Source organism: Streptomyces sp. NPDC044719, from assembly GCF_056433405.1.
Genome location: NZ_JBWKHE010000001.1, coordinates 660266 through 681519, shown reverse-complemented (window position 1 = coordinate 681519; position 21254 = coordinate 660266). Strand labels below are relative to the sequence as shown.

Genomic DNA, 21254 nt, shown 5'->3' with positions numbered 1-21254 from the left:
CCCATCCACCCTTCCCCCCACTTGGTCACCTCTGGTCACCCCAGTCCTCGACGTGAGTCCGGAGCCGTGCCGATCCACTTGGCGGCAGCTTCGGAGCGGCTGGTGCTGTGCAGTTTGGCGAAGATGCGGTTGATGTGGTTCTTGACGGTCTTCTCGCTGATGAAGCAGGTGGCGGCGATCTGCTGGTTGGTCATGCCGGACGCGATGTGGTCCATGATCTCCGCCTCCCTCGCACTCAGTTGGAACCGCGACCTGTCGGGAGCGACCGGAGGGCCACTCGTCCACCCAGACGAAGACTGTCCCACATGCGGTTGCATTTGCGAAAGGTTTTCTGAAGAAGTGGGTGGGGATGGGATACGCGGTAGAGCCAAATGCCCTGGTGTGGAGGGCGGTTGGGATTGGGTATGCGAGCGTGCGGAGCCAGAAATTCCGTATGCAGTCGCACTCGCTGATTGGCCCAGGCCCTCGGGGAGGGGCTGGGGTCCCGGCGCCTGGCTCTGGCGGAGCTGGGTCAGCAGGGCACCCGCCGCAGTCGGCGTGAAGTGGGCTCGGCCCTCCTTGATGTCCCGTACGGCGTCGACCAACTGGTTGGCGGTGAACTCGCCGTGGACCAGGTAGCCGCCCGCTCCTCGGCGGAGAGCCTCCTGGACGATCTCCGATTCCCTGCTGTACGTCAGCATCACCACCGGGGCGATCTGCACCAGGTAAGGGAGTGCCGAGATGCCGTCCACCCCGGGCATGCGGACGTCGAGGAGAACGACGTCCGGGCGGTGCTGCTGGGCGGCCTCGTAAGCCTGGCGACCGTCAGCGGCCTCGGCTACGACCGTGATGTCCGCGCGGCCGGAGAGGAGCGCTGTGAGGCCGGCGCGGACCACGGGGTTGTCGTCCGCCACGACTACACGCAGCGCGGCGGCTCGTTGGGCCGGCGGAAAGTCGCCGAACGGGTTCAGTGGAGGTTGGGGTGGCTGCTGAGAGTCGGGGTGGGGAGTCAGGTCCGGCATCGGTGCGGCCTCCTCTCGTGGTGTGCGGACGGGTGCGGCGTACTCAGGTGTCGTTCGACTGCCATGCGTTCGATGTCGTCAGAGCCGCCAGTGGAAGTTCCAGGCGGACCTCCGTGCCTCTGGGATGGCTGCCGCGGCCGATGCGGATCCGGGCGCCCACCGAAGCCGCCCGTTCGACCATGCCAACCAGTCCGAAGTGTCCTGACCGGCGCAGCTGTTCGAGGGCCGTTCCCGGTGGGAGACCTCGGCCGTCGTCGTACACGCTGATACGGAGAAGGTCGCCGTGGACACCTGCGTGGACCTGGACCCGAGTGGCCTGCGCGTGGCGATGGGCGTTTTCCATGGCCTCCGAGGCGATGGTGAGGAGTTGGCGGGCCACGGCGGGTGGGACTGGAGGGACGGAATCCCCGCCGGTTGGGCGGTAGACAGTGGGAAGACCGGTGCGGCTGCTGAAGTCCCGGGTGCGGGCCGCGAGTTCTACGAGTACGTCCGTGGCGTGCTGAGGATCGGAGTCGCGGCGGAGGTCGGCGAGGAGCTCTCGGGACTCGGCGGCAGCGCGCCGGGCTGAGCGAGCGACGAGGTCGGCCTGCTGTTTCACCAGGGCCGCATCCATACGGTCGGCACCGGCTGTGCTTGCCAGGCCGTCGGCGGCGAGCGCCACGCCGTGCAAGGTCTTGGCGACCGAGTCGTGCATCTCACGGGCCAGGCGGGCGCGTTCGGCACTGACCGCTTCGGTGACGGACAGCCGGGCCTGCACCGTCGTCAGGGCCTGTGTGGCTGCGCCGAAGCGGAGCATGAGGTTGCGGAGGCTCGAGCCCGCGGCTCCGGCGATGACGCACAGGCCCGGGAGGAGAGAGGCCTCGGCGAAGCCGGCGTGCAGGTTCGCCGCGGTCGCGTAGACCAGCAGGAGAATCAGCGACTGGAGTGAGGCGAACACGGCTGCGCCACGCCAGCCGTAGACGAGACCGGCCAGAAGGGGAGTACAGACGCTGACGTAGGCGAGGGTGCTGTCAGGACCCGCGGAGACGAGGAGCAGGGAGCCGAAGAGGGTGTCCAGGGCCAGGAGGGAGGGATGACGGAGGAGGAGGGGGCCGAATCGTTCCCAGTCTCGGAAGAGAACGTAGGAGCCCATGAAGGTGACGACCACTGCGGCGGCCACCAGGCGGGTGGCCAGGCCTGGGCCGGCGTTGAGCAGTGCTGCGGGGGCGGCTAGGGCGATCATGGCCAGGCGGAAGCCGAAGACCTGGCGGCACATGGCCTGGAGGGCGTTGATCTGGATGGGGATGGCGGGGGTGTCTCCAGCGGCGGGAACGAGGTGGGACACCCGGCCATTGGCCGGATCCGGGTTCCTGTCCGCACCGCTGTGGCCTCCGTGGCCGGGAACGTGTGGCCCCTGGGGCGGTTGAGCGCGATCGTCGTCGCCCGCCGCGCCGTTCGCACGTGTCGCCGCCCCGCCGTTCGCGGCTTCCCTCAGCCCGCCCTTCGCCTCCGCCGTCGGCTCGTCGCGCCTGTCCGCTGTCGCGCGGTCATTGGTTCGGGTCGGCGGCCGGTCGTGCGCCGGTACCGCCGTCGGGTGCTGTGGGGGCGGCGCAGTGGCGTCGGTCCGAGCCGCTGCCCCTTCCCGCCGAAGCCCCCGCCTGATCCGTACCGTCCGCCCGGGGACGGCCGCGGTGCCCGCGTCGGGCCCGGCGGCGTCCGTGGGGGCCGGGGCGTCCGCCGGGATCCACCCCGGTGGGAGGGCCGGTGTCGCGTACGTCACCGGGATGTCCGGGGCTCCCGTCCTCACGTGATCCGGCAGGACCGTACCCGCCGGAGGTGTCGTGATCTCCGGTGGCTTCGGACGGCGGCGCAGCAGCCTGGTCCGCTCCCTCGTCGTCGACATGCCGGCGTCCCCGTCCTACTCGCCCGTGATCGTGCTGAAGTCCGTACCGGAACCGAGCAGCATCCCCGCGCCGAGCAGGATCATCGTGGCCGGGACCATGAACGTCGTGATCATCAACGTGGCCTTGGGAACCGCGCGTGCGGCCTTGCGGCGAGCGCTCTGCGCATCCGTTCGGCGCATGTCCTGGGCGAGCGCGACGAGGGTGTCCACGATCGGGGCGCCCAGCTCCTCGCCCTGCTGCAGCGCGGTCACGAACATGGCCACCTGCTCCGAGTCATTGCGTCGCCGTAGCTCGGCGAAGGCTTCGCGGCGGCTCATGCCGAGGTCCATCTGACGCAAGGTGATGCGGAGTTCGTCCGCCCATGGCCCTTCGTACTTGGACGCTACGCGGTCCAGCGCCTGGCGGAAGCCGAGTCCCGCGCTGACTACGACGGCAAGGACGTCGAGGAAGTCCGGCAGGGTCCGCTCAATGGCGTCCTTGCGGATGCGGATCGCCGACCAGATGCCGACCTCGGCCCAGAAGGCCGCGAAGGCGAACATGATCAGGGCGCTGAAGAGGCTTCCCTCGCTGAGCGCGATGAGACCGCCCAGTCCGCCGATCACCCCGTACACCGCACGCCGGGCCGCGTAGCGGTCGATGGTGAGACCGCCGGGGTTGCCCGCGAGGTCGATCTTGCGGCGATACTTGGCGACCTGTTTGGGACCCATCAGACGCAGGACGGCAGGCGCGTACCGCATGCCGAGCCGATCGACGAGCGAACCCACGGCGCTGGTGCGGGACGAACCGACCTCCAGGGCCAGCGCCAGGTCGCCGGGAAGCCTGGCCTCCGCGCGGTAGATGCGGATGCCGGCGAAGATGCCCCACACGCTGAGGCCCATGACCAGTGCCAGCAGAAGTCCCATCGCGGCGCTCCTTCTCCAGTGACTCGGTGGCTCAGACGTCGATGCGGGACAAGCGGCGGATGAGGAAGAACCCGATGCCGTAGAGGCCGAACGCGATGATCACGCAGGCCTGACCGACCGGCGACGCGGTCATGCGGTCCAGCGCTCCGTCCTCGATGGCGTTCAACAAGAACAAGGCACCCACGCCCAGCACCGGCACCGCGTACGACGTCATGTTCACCTGCGACAACTGCGTCCGCACCTCCCGTCGCGTCTCCTTGCGCTCCTCCAGCGTCTCCGTCAGGTTCCGCAACGCGCTCACCACCTGACCGCCCGCCCGGTTGGACAGCACCAGCGTCGTGACCAGGACCACGAGCTCGCGGGACGGCAGGCGGTCCGCCAGCTCACCCAGTGCGTCGTCCATCGACGCGCCGACGGCCAACTGGGCCGCCACCTTGCCCAGTTCCTCGCCGGCAGGCGCCTCCAGTTCCTCCGCCGCCATCCCGATCGCCGTGCGCAGTGCCAGACCGGCCTGGGTGGCGTTGGCCAGGATCCTCGCCAGCTCAGGGAGCTGGTTGATGAACTTCTCGATGCGTTTCTGGCGTTGCCAGTTGAGGAACTGCACGGCCACCCAGATGCCCAGCAGGCCCGCGATTGGGCCGAAGAAGGGAGCCAGGGCCACCTGGCCGATCAGCCACAGGCCGGCGACCGTGGCGATCATGTAGACGAAGAACTCGCCCGGGGTGATGTCCAGGCCCGTTGCCGCCAGACGGAGTTCGAGCTTCCTTCCCAGCTTGGTTCGGCGCAGGCGACGGTCCAGGTTGCGAAAGCGGCGGCGACGGCCGCCGACCGGTATCTGGCCGGTGGCCGACAGACGATCGACGAGCGCCTGCCGCTGTGCCTTGCCCATGGCGTAGGAGTGCAGGCCCACGACCGCGAGGACGCAGGTCAGCAGGGTGATGCCGATGGTGAGCGTGATGAGGGACTGCAGATCCATGGGAGCGGCTCTCTTCTTCCTACCTGGCTTCTCGGGCGGCCAGCTCGTCCGCGGACTGGGCGACGCCGAAGGCCTGGGGGACGGGCTGGCTCGCCATGTAGAGGCGGTCGGCGATTCTGCGCGGGAGCGGGAAACATGCGAACGCGCCATAGATACGGCCGTCCGCCGCCATCGGCTGAGCATTGAAGCGGGCGACCGTGATCAGTCGGTACGGCTCGCTTCCGTGGCTCTCGAGCAGCGCGATCTCGGTGATGCGCCGGGCGCCGTCCGCGAACCGGGTCAGCTGCACGATGACGTCCACCGCGCTGTTGATCTGGTCGTGCAGCGCCACGAAGGGGATCTCCACGTCCGACATGGACGCCAGGGTCTGCAGCCGCATCAGCGCGTCCTCGGCGCTGTTGGCGTGGACGGTGGCCAGCGAGCCGTCGTGGCCCGTCGACATCGCCTGGAGCATGTCCAGGGACTCGCCGCCTCGGACCTCACCGACGACGATCCGGTCGGGGCGCATGCGCAGGGAGTTGCGGACCAGGTCACGGATCGACACCTGGCCCTTGCCCTCGACGTTCGGCGGGCGTGACTCCAGGCGGATCACATGGGCCTGCTGGAGCTGGAGCTCGGCGGAGTCCTCGATGGTGATGATGCGTTCGCCCCCGGGGATCAGTCCGGAGAGTGCGTTCAGCAGGGTCGTCTTCCCGGTGCCGGTCGCGCCCGAGACGATGACGTTGAACTTCGCCTGCACCAGGCCCGCCAGCAGGTACAGCATGTGCTCGTCGAGCGAGCCGAGGCCGATCAGCTCCTGGAGCGTGAAGGAGCGCGGGAAGCGGCGGATGGTGAGCGTTGCGCCCGTCAGGGAGAGGGGCGGGATGATGACGTTGACGCGCTCGCCGGACGGGAGGCGGGCGTCGACCATCGGGTTGGACTCGTCGACGCGCCGGTTGACCGTCGAGACGATCCGCTCGATCGTCTGCATGAGCTGGTCGTTCGAGGCGAAGCGCAACGGCAGTTGCTCGACCCGGCCGCCGCGCTCCACGAAGATGGCGTCCGGGCCGTTCACCATGATCTCCGTGATGGAGGCGTCCTCCAGGAGCGGCTCCAGGATGCCCAGGCCCAGCGCCTCGTCGACCACCCTGCGGATCAGCTGCGAGCGTTCCACGGTCGACAGGACCGGGCCCTCGCGGCTGATGATGTGCCCGAGCACCCGCTCCAGCCGCGCCCTGCGCTCGGCGGTAGCCAGCGAACTCATCTCCGCGAGGTCGATCTCCTCAAGGAGCTTGGCCCGGTACGAGGCGACCATGTGGCCGTCCTCGCCCCGGCTGCCGTTCTCCTCGGGGGAGTTGATACGTGCCCGCAGGCTCATGAAACCGGTGCTCCTCGTTCGCCGATGATCAGTGGTCGAGCGGCATCGTGGCGGTTTTGCGCGCCGGGTCGAATTTCCAGCCGGGGACGAGGGAGGGGATGTCGACGGTGGCGGTGACCGTGACCTCCTCGCCCGACTCACCGCCCGAGCAGGAAGTCCCGTCGGCCAGCCAGGCGCTGACCGCGTTCCCGCAGGCCTGCTGCTCGGTTCCGGGGTCCAGTGAGGCACTGCGCGCTCCCGCCCGCGCCGCCGTCCCCGCCTGCTGCGCCGTGTAGGCGATCAGGCCGAGTTGTACGGCCGCCATGGCGACGAGCAGCAGGATCGGCAGGAACCCGAGGTACTCGAGGGCCACCTGGCCGCGATCGCGCACTTTACGGTCATCCGACATCTCACTTCGCCTCCTCGACCGCACCCGCGTGGCCCTTGACCGTGAAAGGGAAGGCGATCGTGCCCGGGAAGAGGACGGGGACCTGGAGCTTGACGTCGGAGGTGATGAAGCCTGAGCCGGAGCCCCCGCAGCTGACCGCGGCGCCGGCCCGCCACGCGTCCGACAGCTTGTCCAGACCCGCCTGTTGGCACTTGCCCTCACGGTCGTACTCCGCCGCCGTCCCCGCCCGCACCGCCTCGTCCGCAGCATTCCCCGCGAGAGTGAACGTGTACCCCACGAGCACTAGCTGCCACAGCACTACCAGCGTCACGATGATCGTCGGTGTCATGCCCAGGAACTCGATGGTGACCTGTCCCCGGTCCCGATCACGCGCCAAGGGCGCCCGCATCCTCATCCCCCTCCGTCCTTCCGCCGCCGAAAGCTCACCGACCCCCGGTCACCGCCCCGGAACCCCCGGCCCGCCTTCTGCGCGCCGTCGGAGACCTTGACCAGGCCCAGTTCTCCCGCGAGACCCCACAGGGCCTGCTTCACCGCGCTCTTGTTCTCCAGTTCGTGGATACGGCCCGCGTCCACGACGCTCTGCAGTTCCTTGAAGTTGGCGGGGACGACGGTGGCGGCGACCGCCGTGCCGGTGATCTTCTGGATCAGGGGCGGCTGGATCTCCGTACCGCGGCTGTGCCGGTTGACGACGACGGTCGTCTCCTCGGCCTTGCGGATCTGCAGCCGGTCCCACATCCGTACCGCCCGTTTGGCGCCCCGTACGGCGACCACGTCCGGCGTGGTGATCAGCAGGGCCCGGTCCGCCATCTCCACGGCGGCCGCGCCCGCGCCGTTCAGCTGGGAGCCGCAGTCGATGACGACGATCTCGTAGCGGGAGCGCAGCGCGCTGACGATCTGGCGGGCGGCGCGGTCGGTGACGTCCTCGCCGCGTTCCCCCTCGGCCGGGGCGAGCAGCAGGGCCAGGCCGGTGTCGTGGCGGAAGACCGCGTCGGCCAGGACGCGCGGGGAGATGTCCGTGATGGCGGCCAGGTCGACGACGGAGCGGCGGAACTGGACGTCCAGGTAGGAGGCGATGTCGCCGGTCTGGAGGTCCATGTCGACCAGGGCGGTGCTGCGGCCGGAGGCCTGGGCGGCCAGGGCGAGCTGGATGGCGGTCAGGGTGGCCCCGGTACCGCCCTTGGCGCCGCTGACGGTGACGACGGTGCCTCCGACGCCGGTGAAGACGTCGCCGCCGGCGCCCAGGTGCCGCCGTACGCCGACGGACCACTGGGCGACCGCCTGGACGCGGCTGGCCAGTTCCTCGTAGCTCAGGGGCAGGGCGACGAGGCCGCGGGCGCCGTAGTCCATGGCGGCCTGGAAGAGGCCGGGGCTCGCGTCCGAGGTGACGAGGATGACGCCGACGGCCGGGAAGCGCAGGGCCACTTCGCGGATCAGCTCCAGCGCGGGCACCGGGCCGATCCGCTCGTGCACGACCACGACCTCGGGCAGTTCGTCGACGGACTCGGCGGCGAGCCGCGCGAGGGTGTCGATGAGCTGGGTGGAGTCGGCCACCGGGGCCACCGGCTCGGCGTCCGGGAGCTGGCTGAGCAGCGTCGTGATGGACCGGACGGCGTCCGCTTCACCGACTGCCGGGAGGATCCTCGTGGGCATGCGGGCCTCTCACTTGTCCTTCGCGAGTTCGTACGTCCGGTCCTGCTCCGGGACCGTGGTGTCGCTGCCGGGGGCGACGAGGGCGAGCCGGACCCGCTGGGCGAACGACTCGGCGTAGGTGATGCGCTGGGCGTCGAGGGCGGACAGCGCGAAGGTGATGGGGACGGCGTCGGTGGGCTGCTGGGTGCGGTTGTTCTCGTCCGGCTTCAGCGCGGTCAGGTCGCCCACGTCGATGACTTTGGCGTTCGTCACGATGATCTTCGACTGGTCGGGGTCGCCCTCGCGCTTGCCCTCGAACGTGGCGTACACGTTGACCGAGGAGCCGGGCGTGATCTTGCCGGCCACGCCGGTCGCCGCGTCGATCATGATGGCGACCTCCTGCTGGCCCGGCTGCAGGGCGGGCTGGCGGACGATCATGTCGGACTGGAGCAGGGAGCCCGAACGCAGCGTCGTGACGGCGATCTTGCCCTGGATCTCCCGCAGATCGGTGACGGCGTTGCCGGACAGCCACCGTTCGGGCATCTTGATCTTCTCGAACTGGCCCGTGGTGAGCGTGGTGTAGGGCGGCACGTCCGATTTCAGCCGGTAGGCGGTGACCTCGGGGCCGACCTTGGACTTCACGTCGCCTATGACGGAGAGCACGCCGGTGAAGGCGCCCAGGGCGCAGACGACCGACAGGAGCAGGAGAATCACGCCGCGGCGCTGACGGGAATTCATGAACCGGACAACCTCGTTGGGGATAGCGGTCGGGCGGGGTCGGAGCGGTGCCGGCGAGCGGTGTCGGGGCTCACCCGGCGGCCGTTCGGTTCTCGAGCTGTTTGGGGGGCGGACTCTCGTAGGCGGGTGGCGTGGCCGAACAGAACACGCAGCGGTCGCCGATGACGTCGATGCCGCACCAGTGGCAGCGGCTGCGCCGTACGGACGTGACCAGCTGGTAGAGGACCGACAGGTCGGGCAGATAGCTGCAGAACTCGATGAGCTTGCCGGTGCCCCACCAGCCGGGCGACTCGGCCGGCAGCGGGATCTCGCGCAGCCCCTGCACCTTCCAGGAGGGGGCGAGGGTGGCGGTGACCCAGTCGGACTGGAGCTGCCCCTTGGCGACCAGCATCCAGGTGCCGAACTCGGGGCCGGGGAGGGCGGCTTCGGGGGTGATTCTGACGAGCCGCGGCTCGGGGTGGGCGAGGACGCCGAACTGGCTGCCGGGGACCCAGGACTTGGCGTGCGATTTCAGGCCGACGGGGACACGGTCGAGCCTGGTGACGGAGTTGAGCAGCGCCCCGGCGTGGATGTAGTGGACGAGCAGCCGGCCCGCCGAGGCGAGCACGCCGGGGCTGATGTCGCAGGACGCCAGCTGTCTTAACTGGCGGGCCAGGACCGCCAGTCCGAGCGGGGGCAGGTCCGGACTGAAGAGGGCGATGCGGTCGCTCTCCATGAGGGAGCGCAGGGTGTGCAGCCGGCGCTGTACGGCGGTGGGCGCGGCCTGGGAGCACACCACGATGACGTGTCCGTGGTGCTCGACCAGGGTCTGCATCTCGGCGAGTGCCTGTTCCAGGGGGCGCCGGTCGATGTCCCGCAGCACGACGGCGGGCAGGGTGCGTTCGTCCTGTGGCGGCAGCGCCATGTCGGCACCCGTCACGGCAATGGCAGTTGGCACGCGCAGCTCCCCGTTTCCCCATGCCCGTCGGCGCGCCGGTGTGACTCCGGCACACTTCGGTGACTTCACTGCGTGACTACCTCAGCACTGTATCCACGGCTCTGTGACCGGAGAACAGCGTTTGTGTAGCTGGAGAGCAACTGTCGTTGCACAAGATGCGTCAAAACGGGGCAGGTTGAGCATCTCGCCGGTCGCGGGCGAGGGCTCGGGGGTCCCGGACGGTGGGCCCAGAGGGCCCAGCGTTGACGGTGGGTCTCCGTTTGGGCCCTGAGGCCCACGCCCGGTGCGGGGGCGCGTCCCTACGCTCGCCGTCCACGGATACGTGGTTCGGGTGAGGAGGGGTGCCGTATGGCTGGCGGGGGCGGCATACGGACGTACAGGGACAGACTGGTCTTCGACGACCGCGGCGCGACCGGCACCGAGTATCTCGGGATGGTCGTCGTCAGTGCCGCGATCGTGCTCGCGGTCTCGGCCACCGGCGTCGGACAGCTGATCTACGACAAGATCGCCGCGCAGATCTGCAAGGTCGCCGGCGACGGCGGCTGCGGGGCTGGCGGGAAGGATCCGGGCAAGCCGCTCACCGACGCCGACTTCGAGCCGGCGCTGTGCCAGGTCTCCTCCGTCACCGACAAGGCGGGCTCCAAGGCGAAGATCTTCTTCTGGGAGATCGGCAAGGAGTACGGCTTCCAGGAGCAGCACCTGAAGGCCAAGACGGATGTCAACGGCGACGGCAAGGTCGACGACAAGGACACGCTGGTCTACCTGACCTTCACCGACGCCGCGTCCGTCGCCGCGAAGAAGGACTTCAAGCCGGGTATGAAGGTGGGCCGGTTCGGCGCCGACAAGGTGGAGCTGGGCCTCGGCATCAAGGTGACCAACGGCGACACCTGGGTCTTCCAGAGCCCGGAGGAGGCCCAGCGGTTCCGGGACGACGTGGAGAAGCTCCAGATGTACGAGATGCGGCGCACCATGCCGGGCGGCGCGGAGGCGAGTCTCGGTGACAGCATCGCCTATCTCTTCGGGACCGGGCCGCTGAAGGACGAGGAGGACACCCAGAACCGCATCAAGGAGAACCTCGGCGACAACCGGAAGATCACCTACGGCAAGGTGGGCCTGGAGGCCTCGGCGTCGGCGGGCCTGAAGATCTCGGCGGGCGACGAGAAGAAGCTGAGCGCCGCGCTCGGCGGCACCTTCAAGTACTCCCCCGAGGTGACCTGGACCGACAACGCCTACAAGAACACCAAGTCGTACACGTACTCCTCGTCGATCGAGTACGGCTCCAAGGTGGGCTACGAGGCGGGGCCGCTCAGCGGCGAGTACGCGGCGAACACGACGCAGACCGGCACCATCACGGTCACCTACGACAAGGAGACCAACAAGCTGGTGCGGATCGACATGACCCGGACCGTGGAGAAGGGCGGCCAGAAGGACGGCGCCAAGGTGGGCGGCGACAACGGCAAGAAGGACGGCGACAAGCGGGGCGGGAACGCCGGGGTGAAGGGCACCGACTCGGGGACGGGTATCGAGATCGTCACCAACACCGTGACCTTCGACCCCGGCCCGGCCGGCGACAAGGACCGGGCGGTCGGCGAGCGCTGGCTGGACAGCAACAACGAGCGGGTCGCCACGCCCTTCACGTACATGTTCGACGACCACGCGCCAACGGCCCGGCCGGGCGCCGACGACCCCTTCGGGCAGCTGATGTTCGACCAGGGCAAGTCGAGCCGGATGACGTACACGGGCGAGGTGAACGCGGCCGAGTACGGCTTCGAGTTGAATCTCGGGCTCAGTCTGGGCATGACGATCAGCACGGAGAAGAAGTCGGAGACGCTGACCGATGCCCAGTTCCTGGGGGCGCCCCGCGGGGACGGTCGCTCCTACCTTCCCTACAGCTACTGTGCGAACTGACGAGACGGGAGCCCGATCCGATGAAGACCCGCCGTGCCTGCCTGGCCGCCGCCGCCCTGCTGACCGCCGTGGCCCTCACCGGCTGCGGAAGCTCCGACTCGGGCGGGGCCTCCGTGCCCGACGGCTGGGGGACGCTGAAGACGAAGGGCGTCGACGTGTCGTACCCGAAGGGGTACGAGGTGCAGAGCGCCGCCGAGCGGGGCAAGCACAACGCGGCCGCCGCGGTGCGCACGCAGGACGGGAAGAAGGTCTCGGTCGTCACCGTGCAGCTCGGCTTCACCGAGGCGAACTCCGCCGAGCAGGCCGCGATCGCCGCCGAGGCGGGCATCCAGCTGGGCTCGGACGTCAAGGGCCAGAAGGACGTGGAGCTGGCCGGCACGGACGAGGCCAGGCGCATCGACTTCTCCTTCAAGGCGACCGGCGAGGACGGCGGCCCGTCCAAGGGCACCCCGGTCGAGGGCGTGATCCTCGCCGGGCTCGACTCGCACGACACCACCTTCGCGATCCGGATCGACGCCCAGCAGGGAACCCTGCCGGACGGGGACCTGGACCGGATCATCGACTCGGTCGAGGTGCACTGACCGTGGAGGTGCCGGGCGCCGGATACGTCGTACTCGCGCTGCTGGTCGCGCTGTTCGGCGCGCTGGCGTGGAAGTACGCGCGCCGGCTGGTGACGGTGACGCGGGTGCTGCGCGCCGGTGTCCGGGCGGAGGGCAGTTGCGTCCGGGTGGAGACGGAGCCGTACAACCGCTCCGACGCCAGGCGGCACTTCTTCGCCTTCCGTACGGCCGACGGCACACGGGTCGAGTTCGAGGACCTGGCGGGCTGGTCGACGACGGAGGGCACCGCGGTCACCGTCACCTACGACCCCCGCGATCCGCGGGGCACGGCGACGGTGGCGGGCCGGGGCAGCTGGTCCCCGGTGCTCCAGTCGCTGGCCCTGGTCGCGGGCTGCGGCATGGCCACGCTGGGCTTCGCGATTCTTCTCTGGTTCGAGATCTTCGGGAGTGGCTGATGGCGCTCGTCCGCTGCTGGGCCGTCGGCATCGTCGTCCTCGTCGTCAGCGAGTACGTCCAGATGACGCTGGTGTACGGCCCCTTGGCCGGTCCGCGGGGCGTCGGTTCGTTCGAGGCCGCGCTGGGGCTGGTGCATCTGCCGAACCTGGTCTGTGTCGTGCTCGCCACCTGGGCGGCGGCGCGGGTGCATCCGGAGCCGTGGCGGGAGATGCCGGCGCGGCATCTGGCGGCGGCGTGCGCCGTTCCGGCGGCGGCGCAGGTGCTGCTGCTGACGCTGCGGCCCGATGTGCTGGATCTGGCGGGTCTGGCGTTCTGGATGTCCACCGGGGTGCTGCTGGCTGGGTGTGCGGTGGGACTGCTGCTCGACAGGTTGGTCTGGACCTCTTGACAGCACCTCTGGTCTGGACCATTTTCTTGTCATGTCCAGACACAGACGATCCATGCGGCTGTGGTCGGGTGCCGTCACGGCTGCCCTGGCCCTCACTGTCACGACCGTCGGCCAGGCCTCCGCCGCCGACGTCAACAACGCCAGGAACGCCGGCTTCGAGTCGGGCCTGAGCGACTGGACCTGCTCCGCGGGCAGCGGTACGGCCGTCTCCTCACCGGTGCACGCCGGCACGGCCGCGCTCAAGGGGACCCCGGCGGGGCAGGACAACGCCCGGTGCGCCCAGACGGTGCGGGTGAAGCCCGGCTCGACGTACACCCTGGGCGCCTGGGTCCGGGGCGGATACGCCTACCTCGGCGTCTCGGGCACGGGCACCACCGACGTGTCCACCTGGACCCCGGACTCCTCCTCCTGGAAGCAGCTCTCGACGACCTTCCGGACGGGCTCGTCGACGACCTCGGTGACGGTGTACACCCACGGCTGGTACGGGCAGGCCGCGTACTACGCGGACGACGTGTCGGTGTTCGGGCCCGACGGGGGCGGCGGCACCGATCCGGGGCCAACGGTCCCGGCCACGCCGGGCGGTCTGAAGGTCTCCGGTACGTCGTCCTCGTCGGTGTCCCTGGCGTGGAACGCGGTCTCCGGGGCCACGGGGTACACCGTCTACCGCGACGGCACGAGGGTGACGGCCGTCTCCGGCACCTCGGCGACGGTGACCGGCCTCGCGGCCTCCACGTCGTACTCCTTCCAGGTCGCGGCGGCCAACGCGGCGGGTGAATCGCCGAAGTCGGCGGCGGTGACGGGCCGGACGAACGCGCCGAACGGTCCCGGTCCCGCCCTGCCCAAGCACGCGGTGACCGGCTACTGGCAGAACTTCGACAACGGGGCCACGGTCCAGAAACTCGCCGACGTCCAGTCGCAGTACGACATCATCGCCGTCGCCTTCGCGGACGCCACCTCGACGCCGGGCGCGGTGACCTTCAACCTGGACTCGGCCGGTCTCGGCGGCTACACCGTCGACCAGTTCAAGGCCGACATCAGGGCCAAGCAGGCCGCCGGGAAGAAGGTCATCATCTCGGTCGGCGGTGAGCGCGGCACGGTGGCGGTGAACGACGCGGCCTCGGCGGCGAACTTCGCGGACTCGGTGCACTCCCTGATGCGGACGTACGGCTTCGACGGCGTCGACATCGACCTGGAGAACGGCCTCAACGCGACCTATATGACACAGGCGCTGCGGTCGCTCTCGGCGAAGGCGGGCTCGTCGCTGATCATCACGATGGCGCCGCAGACCATCGACATGCAGTCGACGTCGAACTCCTACTTCCAGACCGCGCTGAACATCAAGGACATCCTCACGGTCGTCAACATGCAGTACTACAACAGCGGTTCCATGCTGGGCTGCGACGGCAAGGTGTACAGCCAGGGCTCGGTGGACTTCCTGACCGCGCTGGCCTGCATCCAGCTGGAGGGCGGCCTCGACCCCTCCCAGGTCGGGCTCGGCCTGCCCGCCTCGACCCGGGGCGCGGGAAGCGGCTATGTGTCACCGTCCGTCGTGAACAACGCCCTGGACTGCCTGACCAAGGGCACGGGGTGCGGGTCCTTCAAGCCGTCCAGGACCTATCCCGGCCTGCGGGGCGCCATGACCTGGTCGACCAACTGGGACGCGACGGCGGGCAACGCCTGGTCGAACGCGGTCGGGCCGCACGTCCACGGGCTGCCGTAGCGGCGCCGGACGCCGTCAGCCCATCGGTCGGTAATGGCCGAGCACCCAGGCCAGCTGCGGGAACCACTCCTGGAGCCGCGTCCTGGGCTTGGCCTCCACCACGCACTCGTAGAACCTGCCGTCCATGTGGACCACCGAGACCATCAGGGCCTTGCCGTCGGGGCTCGCCCGGTAGTGGACGCCGCGGATCTCGGGCCAGCGGAACTCGATCGTCTGGCCGGCCGACTCGAAGGCGACGCCCGTCGCGTCGACGACGATCGCGTTGCGTTTGTCGACGGCGAGGAAGTCCGGGCCGGCCGGTGCCGGTTGCTGGGGCGGGGCCTGGACGTACGGAGGTGGTGCGGGCGGGTACGGGGAGGGCGGGGGCGCGTAGGAGGGCTGCGGGGGCGCGTACTGCGGTGGGGGCGGGCCGAAGCCGGGGCCGGGCGGCGGTGGCTGCTGGGTCATCCGGCCATTCTCCCGCCTCAGAAGAACTCCCCCCACGGCTGGTCCCAGATCTGCTTCACGCACAGGACCAGGAACAGCAGGCCCGCGATGGCGAGCATGGCGTTGCTCAGATGGCCGTTGCGCCATTCGCGGGGAGTGCGGGCCGAGTTGAGGAGCCAGATCAGGGTCAGGGCCAGGAAGGGCATGAAGGCCGCGCCCAGGACGCCGTAGATGATGATCAGGCGGAAGGGCTGGCCCTGGAAGAGCAGGACCATGGGCGGGAAGGTGAGCCAGAGCAGGTAGGCGCGGAAGGGCCAGGAGCGCTCGCGCTTGCCGGAGGCGACCTCCTCGCCCTTGACGGCCTCCTTGCCCGACAGCCGTGCCACGAAGTCGGCGAACATCAGGCTGACGCCGTGCCAGACGCCGATCAGCGAGGTGAACGACGTGGCGAAGAAGCCGATCAGGAAGAACTTGGCAGTGGCACCGCCGTACTCGGCCTCCAGGATGTCGGTCAACTGGATCAGGCCCTTGTCGCCGCTCGCGATGGCGACGTTCGCCGAGTGGAGGAGCTCCGCGCCCACGAAGAGCATGGCGATCACGAAGATGCCGGTCGTGGCGTAGGCGACGCGGTTGTCCAGGCGCATGACCTTCATCCAGCCGGTGTCGGTCCAGCCCTTGGCGTTGACCCAGTAGCCGTACGCCGCGAGCGTGATCGTGCCGCCGACGCCGCCGATCAGGCCCAGGGTGTTGAGGATCGAGTCCTTCTCGTCGGGCAGCACCGGGAGGAGACCGGCGAAGGCGTCGGGGAGGTTGGGGGTGACCCGGATCGCCAGATACACCGTCACCACGAACATGACGCCCACCAGGACCGTCATGACCTTCTCGAACACCGCGTACTTGTTGAACCAGACGAAGACCAGACCGACCAGACCGCAGGCGATGCCCCACCACTTCAGGTCCATCACGTCCGGGAACAGCGCCTGCAGCGGCAGCGCGCTCGACGACATCGCCGCCGCGCCGTAGACGAAGCCCCAGATCACGACGTACACGGCGAAGAACCAGGTGGTCCAGCGGCCGAGGCTCGCCCAGCCGTCGAACAGGGTGCGCCCCGTGGCCAGATGGAAGCGGCCCGCCGCCTCGGCCAGCGAAATTTTCACCAGGCAGCCGATGATCGCGGCCCACAGGAGGGTGTAGCCGAAGTTGCTGCCCGCGATGAGCGTGGCGACCAGGTCACCGGCACCGACACCGGTCGCCGCGACGACGATGCCCGGCCCGATGTGCTTCCAACTCGCCTTACGGGGCTGGGGTTGCTGCGTACCCGTGTGATCCGTGGTCTCGGCCATGCAGATCAAGAAACCGCAAAGACCCCGGCCCGACAAGAGGGCATGAGCGAAAACCCCTCAGGGGCGCGGGACTGTGTCGATCTGCGGCTCCGCCGCGTGGGCGCGAGCAACCACAGACAACCCGCAGCCCGGAGACAGGCCGAGGCGGCACAACGCACCGCCCACGGCCCACCCCAGCGGAGCGTCACGGCTGTCGCCGACCACAGCCGTCCGCCCCACACGTGCCGAGCTCGAACCACACGGTCTTGCCCGGCCCGTCCCGGTGGCAGCCCCAGCGCTGGGCGAGCGCGTCCACCAGGAACATCCCACGGCCGTTCTCCCCGTTGCCCGCGTCCAGCACCCGCGGCACCCGGCGCTCCGCGTCCGCGACCTCGCAGCGCAGTACGCCGTGCGCGGCGAAGAGGGTCAGCCGGAAACTGCTCTCGGCGTGCACCAGGGCGTTGGTGGCCAGTTCGCCGACGAGCAGTTCGGCCACGTCCGCCACCTCACCTCGCTCCGCGAGCCCCCAGCCTTCCAACTGCCTGCGGACCTCCGCACGTGCCTCGCGGACGGCGGAGAGCCGGGGCGCGTACTCGACACTGAGGTGGCCCGCTCCCAGGGGTGGCTGGGGGAACGGACCAAATCGTGCGTCGGGGTCCGGGAGGTGGCGCCCGGAGAGTTGCAGCATGGGTCCAGGGTGATCCCCGGGGGCGGTCCGGCGCAGGGGGAGGACTACCCGATCCCCTACCTGCTTGTGCAGGTGGGGGCGGTGCGCGGTGGCGGCGTCACGCGTACTGGAGGCGGACCGTGGCTCCCTCGGAGTCGTCGCGGATGTCGACGTACGCGCACACCTGGCGGGCGTACCACAGGCCCGGTCCCGGTTCCGGGCCGGTGGCCGGGGGCGGGACGAAGCCGGCGAGCGGGTCGTCGATCCGGCGGGCCGAGCGCAGTTCGCAGACGCAGGCGGGCGCCTCTCCCCACAGCAGTGCGGTGCCGTCGAGGGGGGCCAGGGCCGCCGCCGTCTCCGCGACCGCGGTGGCGAACAGCTCGGCGTCCGCGGCGGGCAGTCCGCGGTTCTCCGCCCAGGACTGCACGGCGGCCGCGTGCGGCTGCGCGAGGTGCTCGGCGCCGGCCGGGGGCAGCGGCAGCGGTACGGCGTCGAGTTCGGCCGCGAGCCGTACCGGGTCCTCGTACACCTCCGTGTCGGGGTGGGTGCGGCGGGCCGCGGCGACGACGGCGGGACCGGCGGTACGGGTGTCGTAGGCGCACAGGGCGGTGGTGGCCATGGGGCCGAACAGGGGGTTGGCGAGGGCCTCGTAGCGGATCCACTCGGTGGTCTCGCGCGTCGAACGGCCGGCGCGGCCGCTCCACACGGGCTCCATGAGGAGGTGGATCCGGCCGCCCGGACCGGCGTGGGCGGCGAGGTAGGAGGCGGCCCGGGCGACGGCGTTGGCGGCGGAACCGGTGTACCAGTCGGTGTGCGGGATACAGGCGATGTCCTTCGCGTCACCGCCGAGGGCGTCCCGGAGCAGGTCCAGGTTGCGGGGGGCGGCGATGGCCACCGGCGGTGGTTCGCCGGGGGCGGCGAGGCCTTCGCCGAGGAAGGGCAGGGCGGCGGCCACGAAGTCCTCGTCGGAGTCGAAGACGGCCATGCGGTGGTCGAACGGGGCGGGTGCGGAGGGCTGTCGGACGGTCATGTGTTCCCCTCGGGAGATGGGTGGGTTGTCCGGTACGGGAGGTCAGCGCCGCGCCGTCACCCAGGCGGCGATCTGGCTGCGGTTGCTGAAGCCGAGCTTGCTGAGGATGCGTTCCACATGGCCTTCGGCGGTGCGGCGGGCGATCACCAGGCGGTCGGCGATCTGCTGGTTGGCGAGCCCCTCGGCGACGAGCCGGGCGACCTCGGTCTCGCGGCGGGTCAGGCGGACCGTGGCGTCGTCGTGCGGGGCCGGGGAGTCCCCGGGGCGCGGGCGGGCCGGCTCCTGGAGCGCCTGGCCGACGAGTTCCGCGAGGCCGAGGCCGCCGCCGCGCCGGTGGGCCCGCTCGAAGGCGTCCCGTCCCAGGGCCGAGCAGGCCCGCTCCTCGCTGTCCCGGCGTACGGAGTTGAGGGTGTGCGCGCCCCAGCGGCCGGTGTCGATGTCGGCCCAGACGCGGTCGGCGCCGCCCATCAGCAGGGCCGCGTGCCGGTGGGCGCCGCGTTCGGCGGCGATCGACGCGAGCAGGTCGAGGGTGAGGGCGATGCCGATGATGTCGTGGACGGCGTGTTTGAGCCGCAGTGCCTCGCGGGCGTGCCGCTCGGCCCGGGGCCAGTCGCGGCGCACGGTGTGCGCGAGGGCGAGGATGCGCAGCACGTACGACCGTACCCACTGCTCGCCGTGCCGCTCGCACAGCCGCAGGGCCTGCTCGCAGACCTCGACGGCCCGGTCGGCCTCGCCCAGGAAGCCCAGCGCGCAGGCGAGTTCGACCTGGTCGAGACCTACGAGGCTCAGGTGCTGGCCGGGTACGGGGCCGCGGGCGACGGTGGTCTCGAAGTGCCGGAGCGCGCCGGGCAGGTCGTCGCCGAACAGCCGGATGACGCCGATGACGTACTCGGCGTGGGCGGCCTCGGCGGTGTCGCCCAGGGCACGGGCGAGGGCGAGGGCGTCCGTGGCCTGGCGGCGGCCCCGGGGGAAGTCCTGGGTGGTGGCGGCCAGCAGCCCGGCGACCCAGAGGCCGCGGGCCCGTTCCCGGGTGGGTCCGGGGCTTGCGGCCAGGGCCCGGTCGAGCCAGTACAGGCCCTCGCGGGGGGCGCCGCAGGCGTGCCAGTAGAACCAGAGGGTGCCTGCGAGCCTGAGTCCGGCGCGTTCCTCGCCCGGGGTGGACAGGCTGAAGTCGAGGGCGGCGCGCAGATTGTCCCGGTCGGCGCGCAGCCGGGCGACCGTCTCCGGCTGCCCGGGCCCGAACCAGCCGCGCTCACAGTCCTCGACCCGCCGCAGCATCCGGTCCCGCTGCCGCCTGCGCACGGCGTCCTCCTCCCCCGCCGTCCGCCGCAGCCGCTCGAGCCCGTACTCCCGCAGCGTGTCGAGCATCCGGTACCGCACACCGCCGGGCCCCGGCTCCCGGCACAGCACGGACTTGTCCACGAGCCCGGCGACGGCGTCGAGAACGTCCTCGGTACGAGGCCCGGCCGGCCCGGACCCGGCGCCCCAGTCCCGTGTCGCGCCGCCGGGGACGGGCACGCCCGGGGACGGCACCAAACCGCCCGGACACCACCCGACCGCGACCGGGGGCAGCGGCACACCGTCGAGGCCGGGGACGGCCGGGGACGGTGTCACCCCGCCGGGGAAGGGCACGGCCAGGGACGGCGGCTCACCGGCAAGGGCGGGCGCCATCACGCCACCAGGGCCGTCACCGGCGCGGGGAGCGGTCAGGGGGTGGCGGGGTGGCACGGGTCGCGGCGCGATGCCGTCGGCCGGGCCCGGGGCGGGGGGTGCCGAGGTGCCGGGGCCGGCGTCGAGCGGGGGCAGCGTGGTGGTCCGGGTGAGCGCGTGCGCGGGGTGAGGGCGCTCCACGGCCGCGCCTCCCCGCCCGGCCCCGCCGCCGAAGCCCGTCGCGCCTCCCCGCCCGGCCTCGCCGCCGAAGCCTGTCGTGCTGCCCTCCGGAAGGAGAACCCCGGCCGGTGCCAGGACCGTTCCCCACCCCGCGTCCCCCTCCCCCGCGTCGTCCGCGCACACCGCCTCGGCCGTCTCCAGGTCGAAGCTGCCCGCCAGGACCGACAGCCGGGCCCACACCGTCTGCTCGGGGCCGGTGCACAGGTCGTGGCTCCAGGCGACCGCCGCCCGCAGGGTCTGGTGGCGCGGCAGGGCCGCGGGGCTGCCGGTGGTGAGGAAGCGGTAGCGGTCGTCGAGGCGGTCCAGGAGCTGGTCGACGTCGAGGACGCGCATCCGGACGGCGGCGAGTTCGATGGCGAGGGGCAGGCCGTCGAGGCGGCGGCAGAGGCGGGCCACGGAGGCGAGGTTGCCGGACGTGAGCCGGAAGCCGGGGACGACAGCGGCGGCACGGTCGGCGAACAGCGTGAGGGCCGGGTAGCCCTCGGCGGCGGACAGGTCGCCGTCCGGGTCGGGCACCGGCAGCGGCCGTACCTCCAGCAGATGCTCCTCGGTGAGACCGAGCCGGTGCCGGCTGGTGGCGAGGATCCGGACGCCCCCGGTGCCGTGCAGCAGGGCCGCGGCCAGCCGGGCGCACGCGCCCGCCAGGTGCTCGCAGTTGTCGACGACGAGGAGCAGCCGCCGGTCCCGTACCTGCTCGACGAGGGCGTCCAGCGGCGGCTGGGCGGAGTGGTCGTGCAGTCCCAGCGCGTCGGCGGCGGCGAGCGGGACGAGGGCCGGGTCGTGCAGCCCGGAGAGGTGCACGAAGCGCACGCCGTCCGGGAAGGCGCGCTGCACACGGGCCGCGATGCGCGCGGCGAGCCGGGTCTTGCCGACGCCGCCCGGTCCGGTCAGTGTCACCAGCCGTGCGCGGGCCAGCAGTTCGCGGCCCTCGGTCAGTTCGCCACGCCGGTCGACGAAGCTGGTCGTCTCGGCCGGCAGGTGGTTGTCCCGTCGTGGCGCTGATCCGCCCATGATCAGCCAGTCCTCTGGGGGTGTGGTCCGAGGATCCGGACAGTCCGGCTCCTCTTGCGCGGATC

20 protein-coding genes are annotated in these 21254 nt (G+C 70.9%); 5 read left to right on the top strand and 15 right to left on the bottom strand.

What is annotated here, in order from left to right; all coding sequences use genetic code 11:
* Positions 1–35: 35 nt before the first annotated feature.
* The 10 genes from AC07DF_RS03225 to AC07DF_RS03180 form a co-directional block, all read right to left on the bottom strand.
* Positions 36–1001: a response regulator gene (locus AC07DF_RS03225; RefSeq protein ID WP_478966415.1), complete on the bottom strand. Its 966-nt coding sequence runs from the start codon at positions 999–1001 to the stop codon at positions 36–38.
* A 43-nt stretch (positions 1002–1044) separates the two neighbouring features.
* A complete protein-coding gene (locus AC07DF_RS03220; RefSeq protein WP_478967573.1) occupies positions 1045–2256 on the bottom strand; it encodes a sensor histidine kinase in 1212 nt (403 codons plus the stop codon).
* Positions 2257–2898: 642 nt separating this feature from the next.
* Complete coding sequence (locus AC07DF_RS03215) at positions 2899–3786, bottom strand: DUF5936 domain-containing protein (protein WP_478966413.1); 888 nt, start codon at positions 3784–3786, stop codon at positions 2899–2901.
* Between the two features lie 31 nt (positions 3787–3817).
* Positions 3818–4762, bottom strand: coding sequence for a type II secretion system F family protein (locus tag AC07DF_RS03210; RefSeq protein ID WP_478966411.1), 945 nt, complete (start codon positions 4760–4762; stop codon positions 3818–3820).
* 19 nt (positions 4763–4781) lie between these two features.
* Entirely contained in the window at positions 4782–6119 is a 1338-nt protein-coding gene (locus tag AC07DF_RS03205; RefSeq protein WP_478966409.1) for a CpaF family protein, read from the bottom strand.
* Between the two features lie 28 nt (positions 6120–6147).
* On the bottom strand, positions 6148–6507 hold the full coding sequence (locus tag AC07DF_RS03200) for a TadE/TadG family type IV pilus assembly protein (protein ID WP_478966407.1): 360 nt from the start codon (positions 6505–6507) through the stop codon (positions 6148–6150).
* Between the two features lies 1 nt (position 6508).
* Entirely contained in the window at positions 6509–6901 is a 393-nt protein-coding gene (locus AC07DF_RS03195; protein WP_470132948.1) for a pilus assembly protein, read from the bottom strand.
* Positions 6898–8157 (bottom strand): CpaE/TadZ family protein, encoded by a 1260-nt coding sequence (locus tag AC07DF_RS03190; protein WP_478966404.1) that lies wholly within the window; start codon positions 8155–8157, stop codon positions 6898–6900. Before AC07DF_RS03190 ends, AC07DF_RS03195 begins: the two co-directional genes overlap by 4 nt.
* 9 nt (positions 8158–8166) lie before the next feature.
* On the bottom strand, positions 8167–8874 hold the full coding sequence (cpaB, locus tag AC07DF_RS03185; RefSeq protein ID WP_478966402.1) for a Flp pilus assembly protein CpaB: 708 nt from the start codon (positions 8872–8874) through the stop codon (positions 8167–8169).
* Positions 8875–8944: 70 nt separating this feature from the next.
* On the bottom strand, positions 8945–9778 hold the full coding sequence (locus AC07DF_RS03180) for a hypothetical protein (protein WP_478967571.1): 834 nt from the start codon (positions 9776–9778) through the stop codon (positions 8945–8947).
* A 381-nt stretch (positions 9779–10159) separates the two neighbouring features.
* Between AC07DF_RS03180 and AC07DF_RS03175 the strand changes: the two genes are divergently transcribed.
* From AC07DF_RS03175 to AC07DF_RS03155, 5 genes are read left to right on the top strand one after another with little or no spacing between them, the layout of a single operon-like run.
* On the top strand, positions 10160–11719 hold the full coding sequence (locus tag AC07DF_RS03175; RefSeq protein WP_478966400.1) for a Flp family type IVb pilin: 1560 nt from the start codon (positions 10160–10162) through the stop codon (positions 11717–11719).
* A gap of 20 nt (positions 11720–11739) precedes the next feature.
* Complete coding sequence (locus AC07DF_RS03170; protein WP_478966398.1) at positions 11740–12300, top strand: hypothetical protein; 561 nt, start codon at positions 11740–11742, stop codon at positions 12298–12300.
* A gap of 2 nt (positions 12301–12302) precedes the next feature.
* Entirely contained in the window at positions 12303–12734 is a 432-nt protein-coding gene (locus tag AC07DF_RS03165; protein WP_478966396.1) for a DUF3592 domain-containing protein, read from the top strand.
* Positions 12734–13123: a hypothetical protein gene (locus tag AC07DF_RS03160; RefSeq protein WP_478966394.1), complete on the top strand. Its 390-nt coding sequence runs from the start codon at positions 12734–12736 to the stop codon at positions 13121–13123. The genes AC07DF_RS03165 and AC07DF_RS03160 overlap by 1 nt, the downstream gene beginning before the upstream one ends.
* 31 nt (positions 13124–13154) lie before the next feature.
* Positions 13155–14843, top strand: a complete 1689-nt coding sequence (locus AC07DF_RS03155; RefSeq protein WP_478966392.1) for a chitinase — start codon at positions 13155–13157, stop codon at positions 14841–14843.
* A 15-nt stretch (positions 14844–14858) separates the two neighbouring features.
* Here AC07DF_RS03155 and AC07DF_RS03150 read toward each other — a convergent pair whose 3' ends face one another.
* The 5 genes from AC07DF_RS03150 to AC07DF_RS03130 form a co-directional block, all read right to left on the bottom strand.
* Positions 14859–15290 (bottom strand): hypothetical protein, encoded by a 432-nt coding sequence (locus AC07DF_RS03150; RefSeq protein WP_478966390.1) that lies wholly within the window; start codon positions 15288–15290, stop codon positions 14859–14861.
* A gap of 17 nt (positions 15291–15307) precedes the next feature.
* On the bottom strand, positions 15308–16612 hold the full coding sequence (locus AC07DF_RS03145; protein WP_478966389.1) for an Nramp family divalent metal transporter: 1305 nt from the start codon (positions 16610–16612) through the stop codon (positions 15308–15310).
* Between the two features lie 184 nt (positions 16613–16796).
* The gene (locus AC07DF_RS03140; protein ID WP_478966387.1) at positions 16797–17279 is read right to left on the bottom strand and encodes an ATP-binding protein; all 483 of its coding nucleotides are present in this window, start codon (positions 17277–17279) and stop codon (positions 16797–16799) included.
* A 97-nt stretch (positions 17280–17376) separates the two neighbouring features.
* Positions 17377–18288 carry an anti-sigma factor RsbA family regulatory protein gene (locus AC07DF_RS03135; RefSeq protein WP_478966385.1) on the bottom strand — a complete coding sequence of 304 codons (912 nt, stop codon included), beginning with the start codon at positions 18286–18288 and terminating at the stop codon, positions 17377–17379.
* 42 nt (positions 18289–18330) lie between these two features.
* Positions 18331–21189: a LuxR C-terminal-related transcriptional regulator gene (locus AC07DF_RS03130; protein WP_478966383.1), complete on the bottom strand. Its 2859-nt coding sequence runs from the start codon at positions 21187–21189 to the stop codon at positions 18331–18333.
* Positions 21190–21254: the final 65 nt, after the last annotated feature.

Excerpts from the sequence above, each read along its gene's own strand:
- AC07DF_RS03140 (WP_478966387.1), bottom strand. The coding sequence starts at position 17,279 with ATGCTGCAACTCTCCGGGCGCCACCTCCCGGACCCCGACGCACGATTT.
- AC07DF_RS03225 (WP_478966415.1), bottom strand. The coding sequence starts at position 1,001 with ATGCCGGACCTGACTCCCCACCCCGACTCTCAGCAGCCACCCCAACCT.
- AC07DF_RS03190 (WP_478966404.1), bottom strand. The coding sequence starts at position 8,157 with ATGCCCACGAGGATCCTCCCGGCAGTCGGTGAAGCGGACGCCGTCCGG.
- AC07DF_RS03150 (WP_478966390.1), bottom strand. The coding sequence starts at position 15,290 with ATGACCCAGCAGCCACCGCCGCCCGGCCCCGGCTTCGGCCCGCCCCCA.
- AC07DF_RS03145 (WP_478966389.1), bottom strand. The coding sequence starts at position 16,612 with ATGGCCGAGACCACGGATCACACGGGTACGCAGCAACCCCAGCCCCGT.
- AC07DF_RS03210 (WP_478966411.1), bottom strand. The coding sequence starts at position 4,762 with ATGGATCTGCAGTCCCTCATCACGCTCACCATCGGCATCACCCTGCTG.
- AC07DF_RS03135 (WP_478966385.1), bottom strand. The coding sequence starts at position 18,288 with ATGACCGTCCGACAGCCCTCCGCACCCGCCCCGTTCGACCACCGCATG.
- AC07DF_RS03195 (WP_470132948.1), bottom strand. The coding sequence starts at position 6,901 with ATGAGGATGCGGGCGCCCTTGGCGCGTGATCGGGACCGGGGACAGGTC.
- AC07DF_RS03180 (WP_478967571.1), bottom strand. The coding sequence starts at position 9,778 with ATGGCGCTGCCGCCACAGGACGAACGCACCCTGCCCGCCGTCGTGCTG.
- AC07DF_RS03160 (WP_478966394.1), top strand. The coding sequence starts at position 12,734 with ATGGCGCTCGTCCGCTGCTGGGCCGTCGGCATCGTCGTCCTCGTCGTC.
- AC07DF_RS03200 (WP_478966407.1), bottom strand. The coding sequence starts at position 6,507 with ATGTCGGATGACCGTAAAGTGCGCGATCGCGGCCAGGTGGCCCTCGAG.
- AC07DF_RS03130 (WP_478966383.1), bottom strand. The coding sequence starts at position 21,189 with ATGGGCGGATCAGCGCCACGACGGGACAACCACCTGCCGGCCGAGACG.
- AC07DF_RS03220 (WP_478967573.1), bottom strand. The coding sequence starts at position 2,256 with ATGTGCCGCCAGGTCTTCGGCTTCCGCCTGGCCATGATCGCCCTAGCC.
- AC07DF_RS03155 (WP_478966392.1), top strand. The coding sequence starts at position 13,155 with ATGTCCAGACACAGACGATCCATGCGGCTGTGGTCGGGTGCCGTCACG.
- AC07DF_RS03175 (WP_478966400.1), top strand. The coding sequence starts at position 10,160 with ATGGCTGGCGGGGGCGGCATACGGACGTACAGGGACAGACTGGTCTTC.
- cpaB (WP_478966402.1), bottom strand. The coding sequence starts at position 8,874 with ATGAATTCCCGTCAGCGCCGCGGCGTGATTCTCCTGCTCCTGTCGGTC.
- AC07DF_RS03205 (WP_478966409.1), bottom strand. The coding sequence starts at position 6,119 with ATGAGCCTGCGGGCACGTATCAACTCCCCCGAGGAGAACGGCAGCCGG.
- AC07DF_RS03215 (WP_478966413.1), bottom strand. The coding sequence starts at position 3,786 with ATGGGACTTCTGCTGGCACTGGTCATGGGCCTCAGCGTGTGGGGCATC.
- AC07DF_RS03170 (WP_478966398.1), top strand. The coding sequence starts at position 11,740 with ATGAAGACCCGCCGTGCCTGCCTGGCCGCCGCCGCCCTGCTGACCGCC.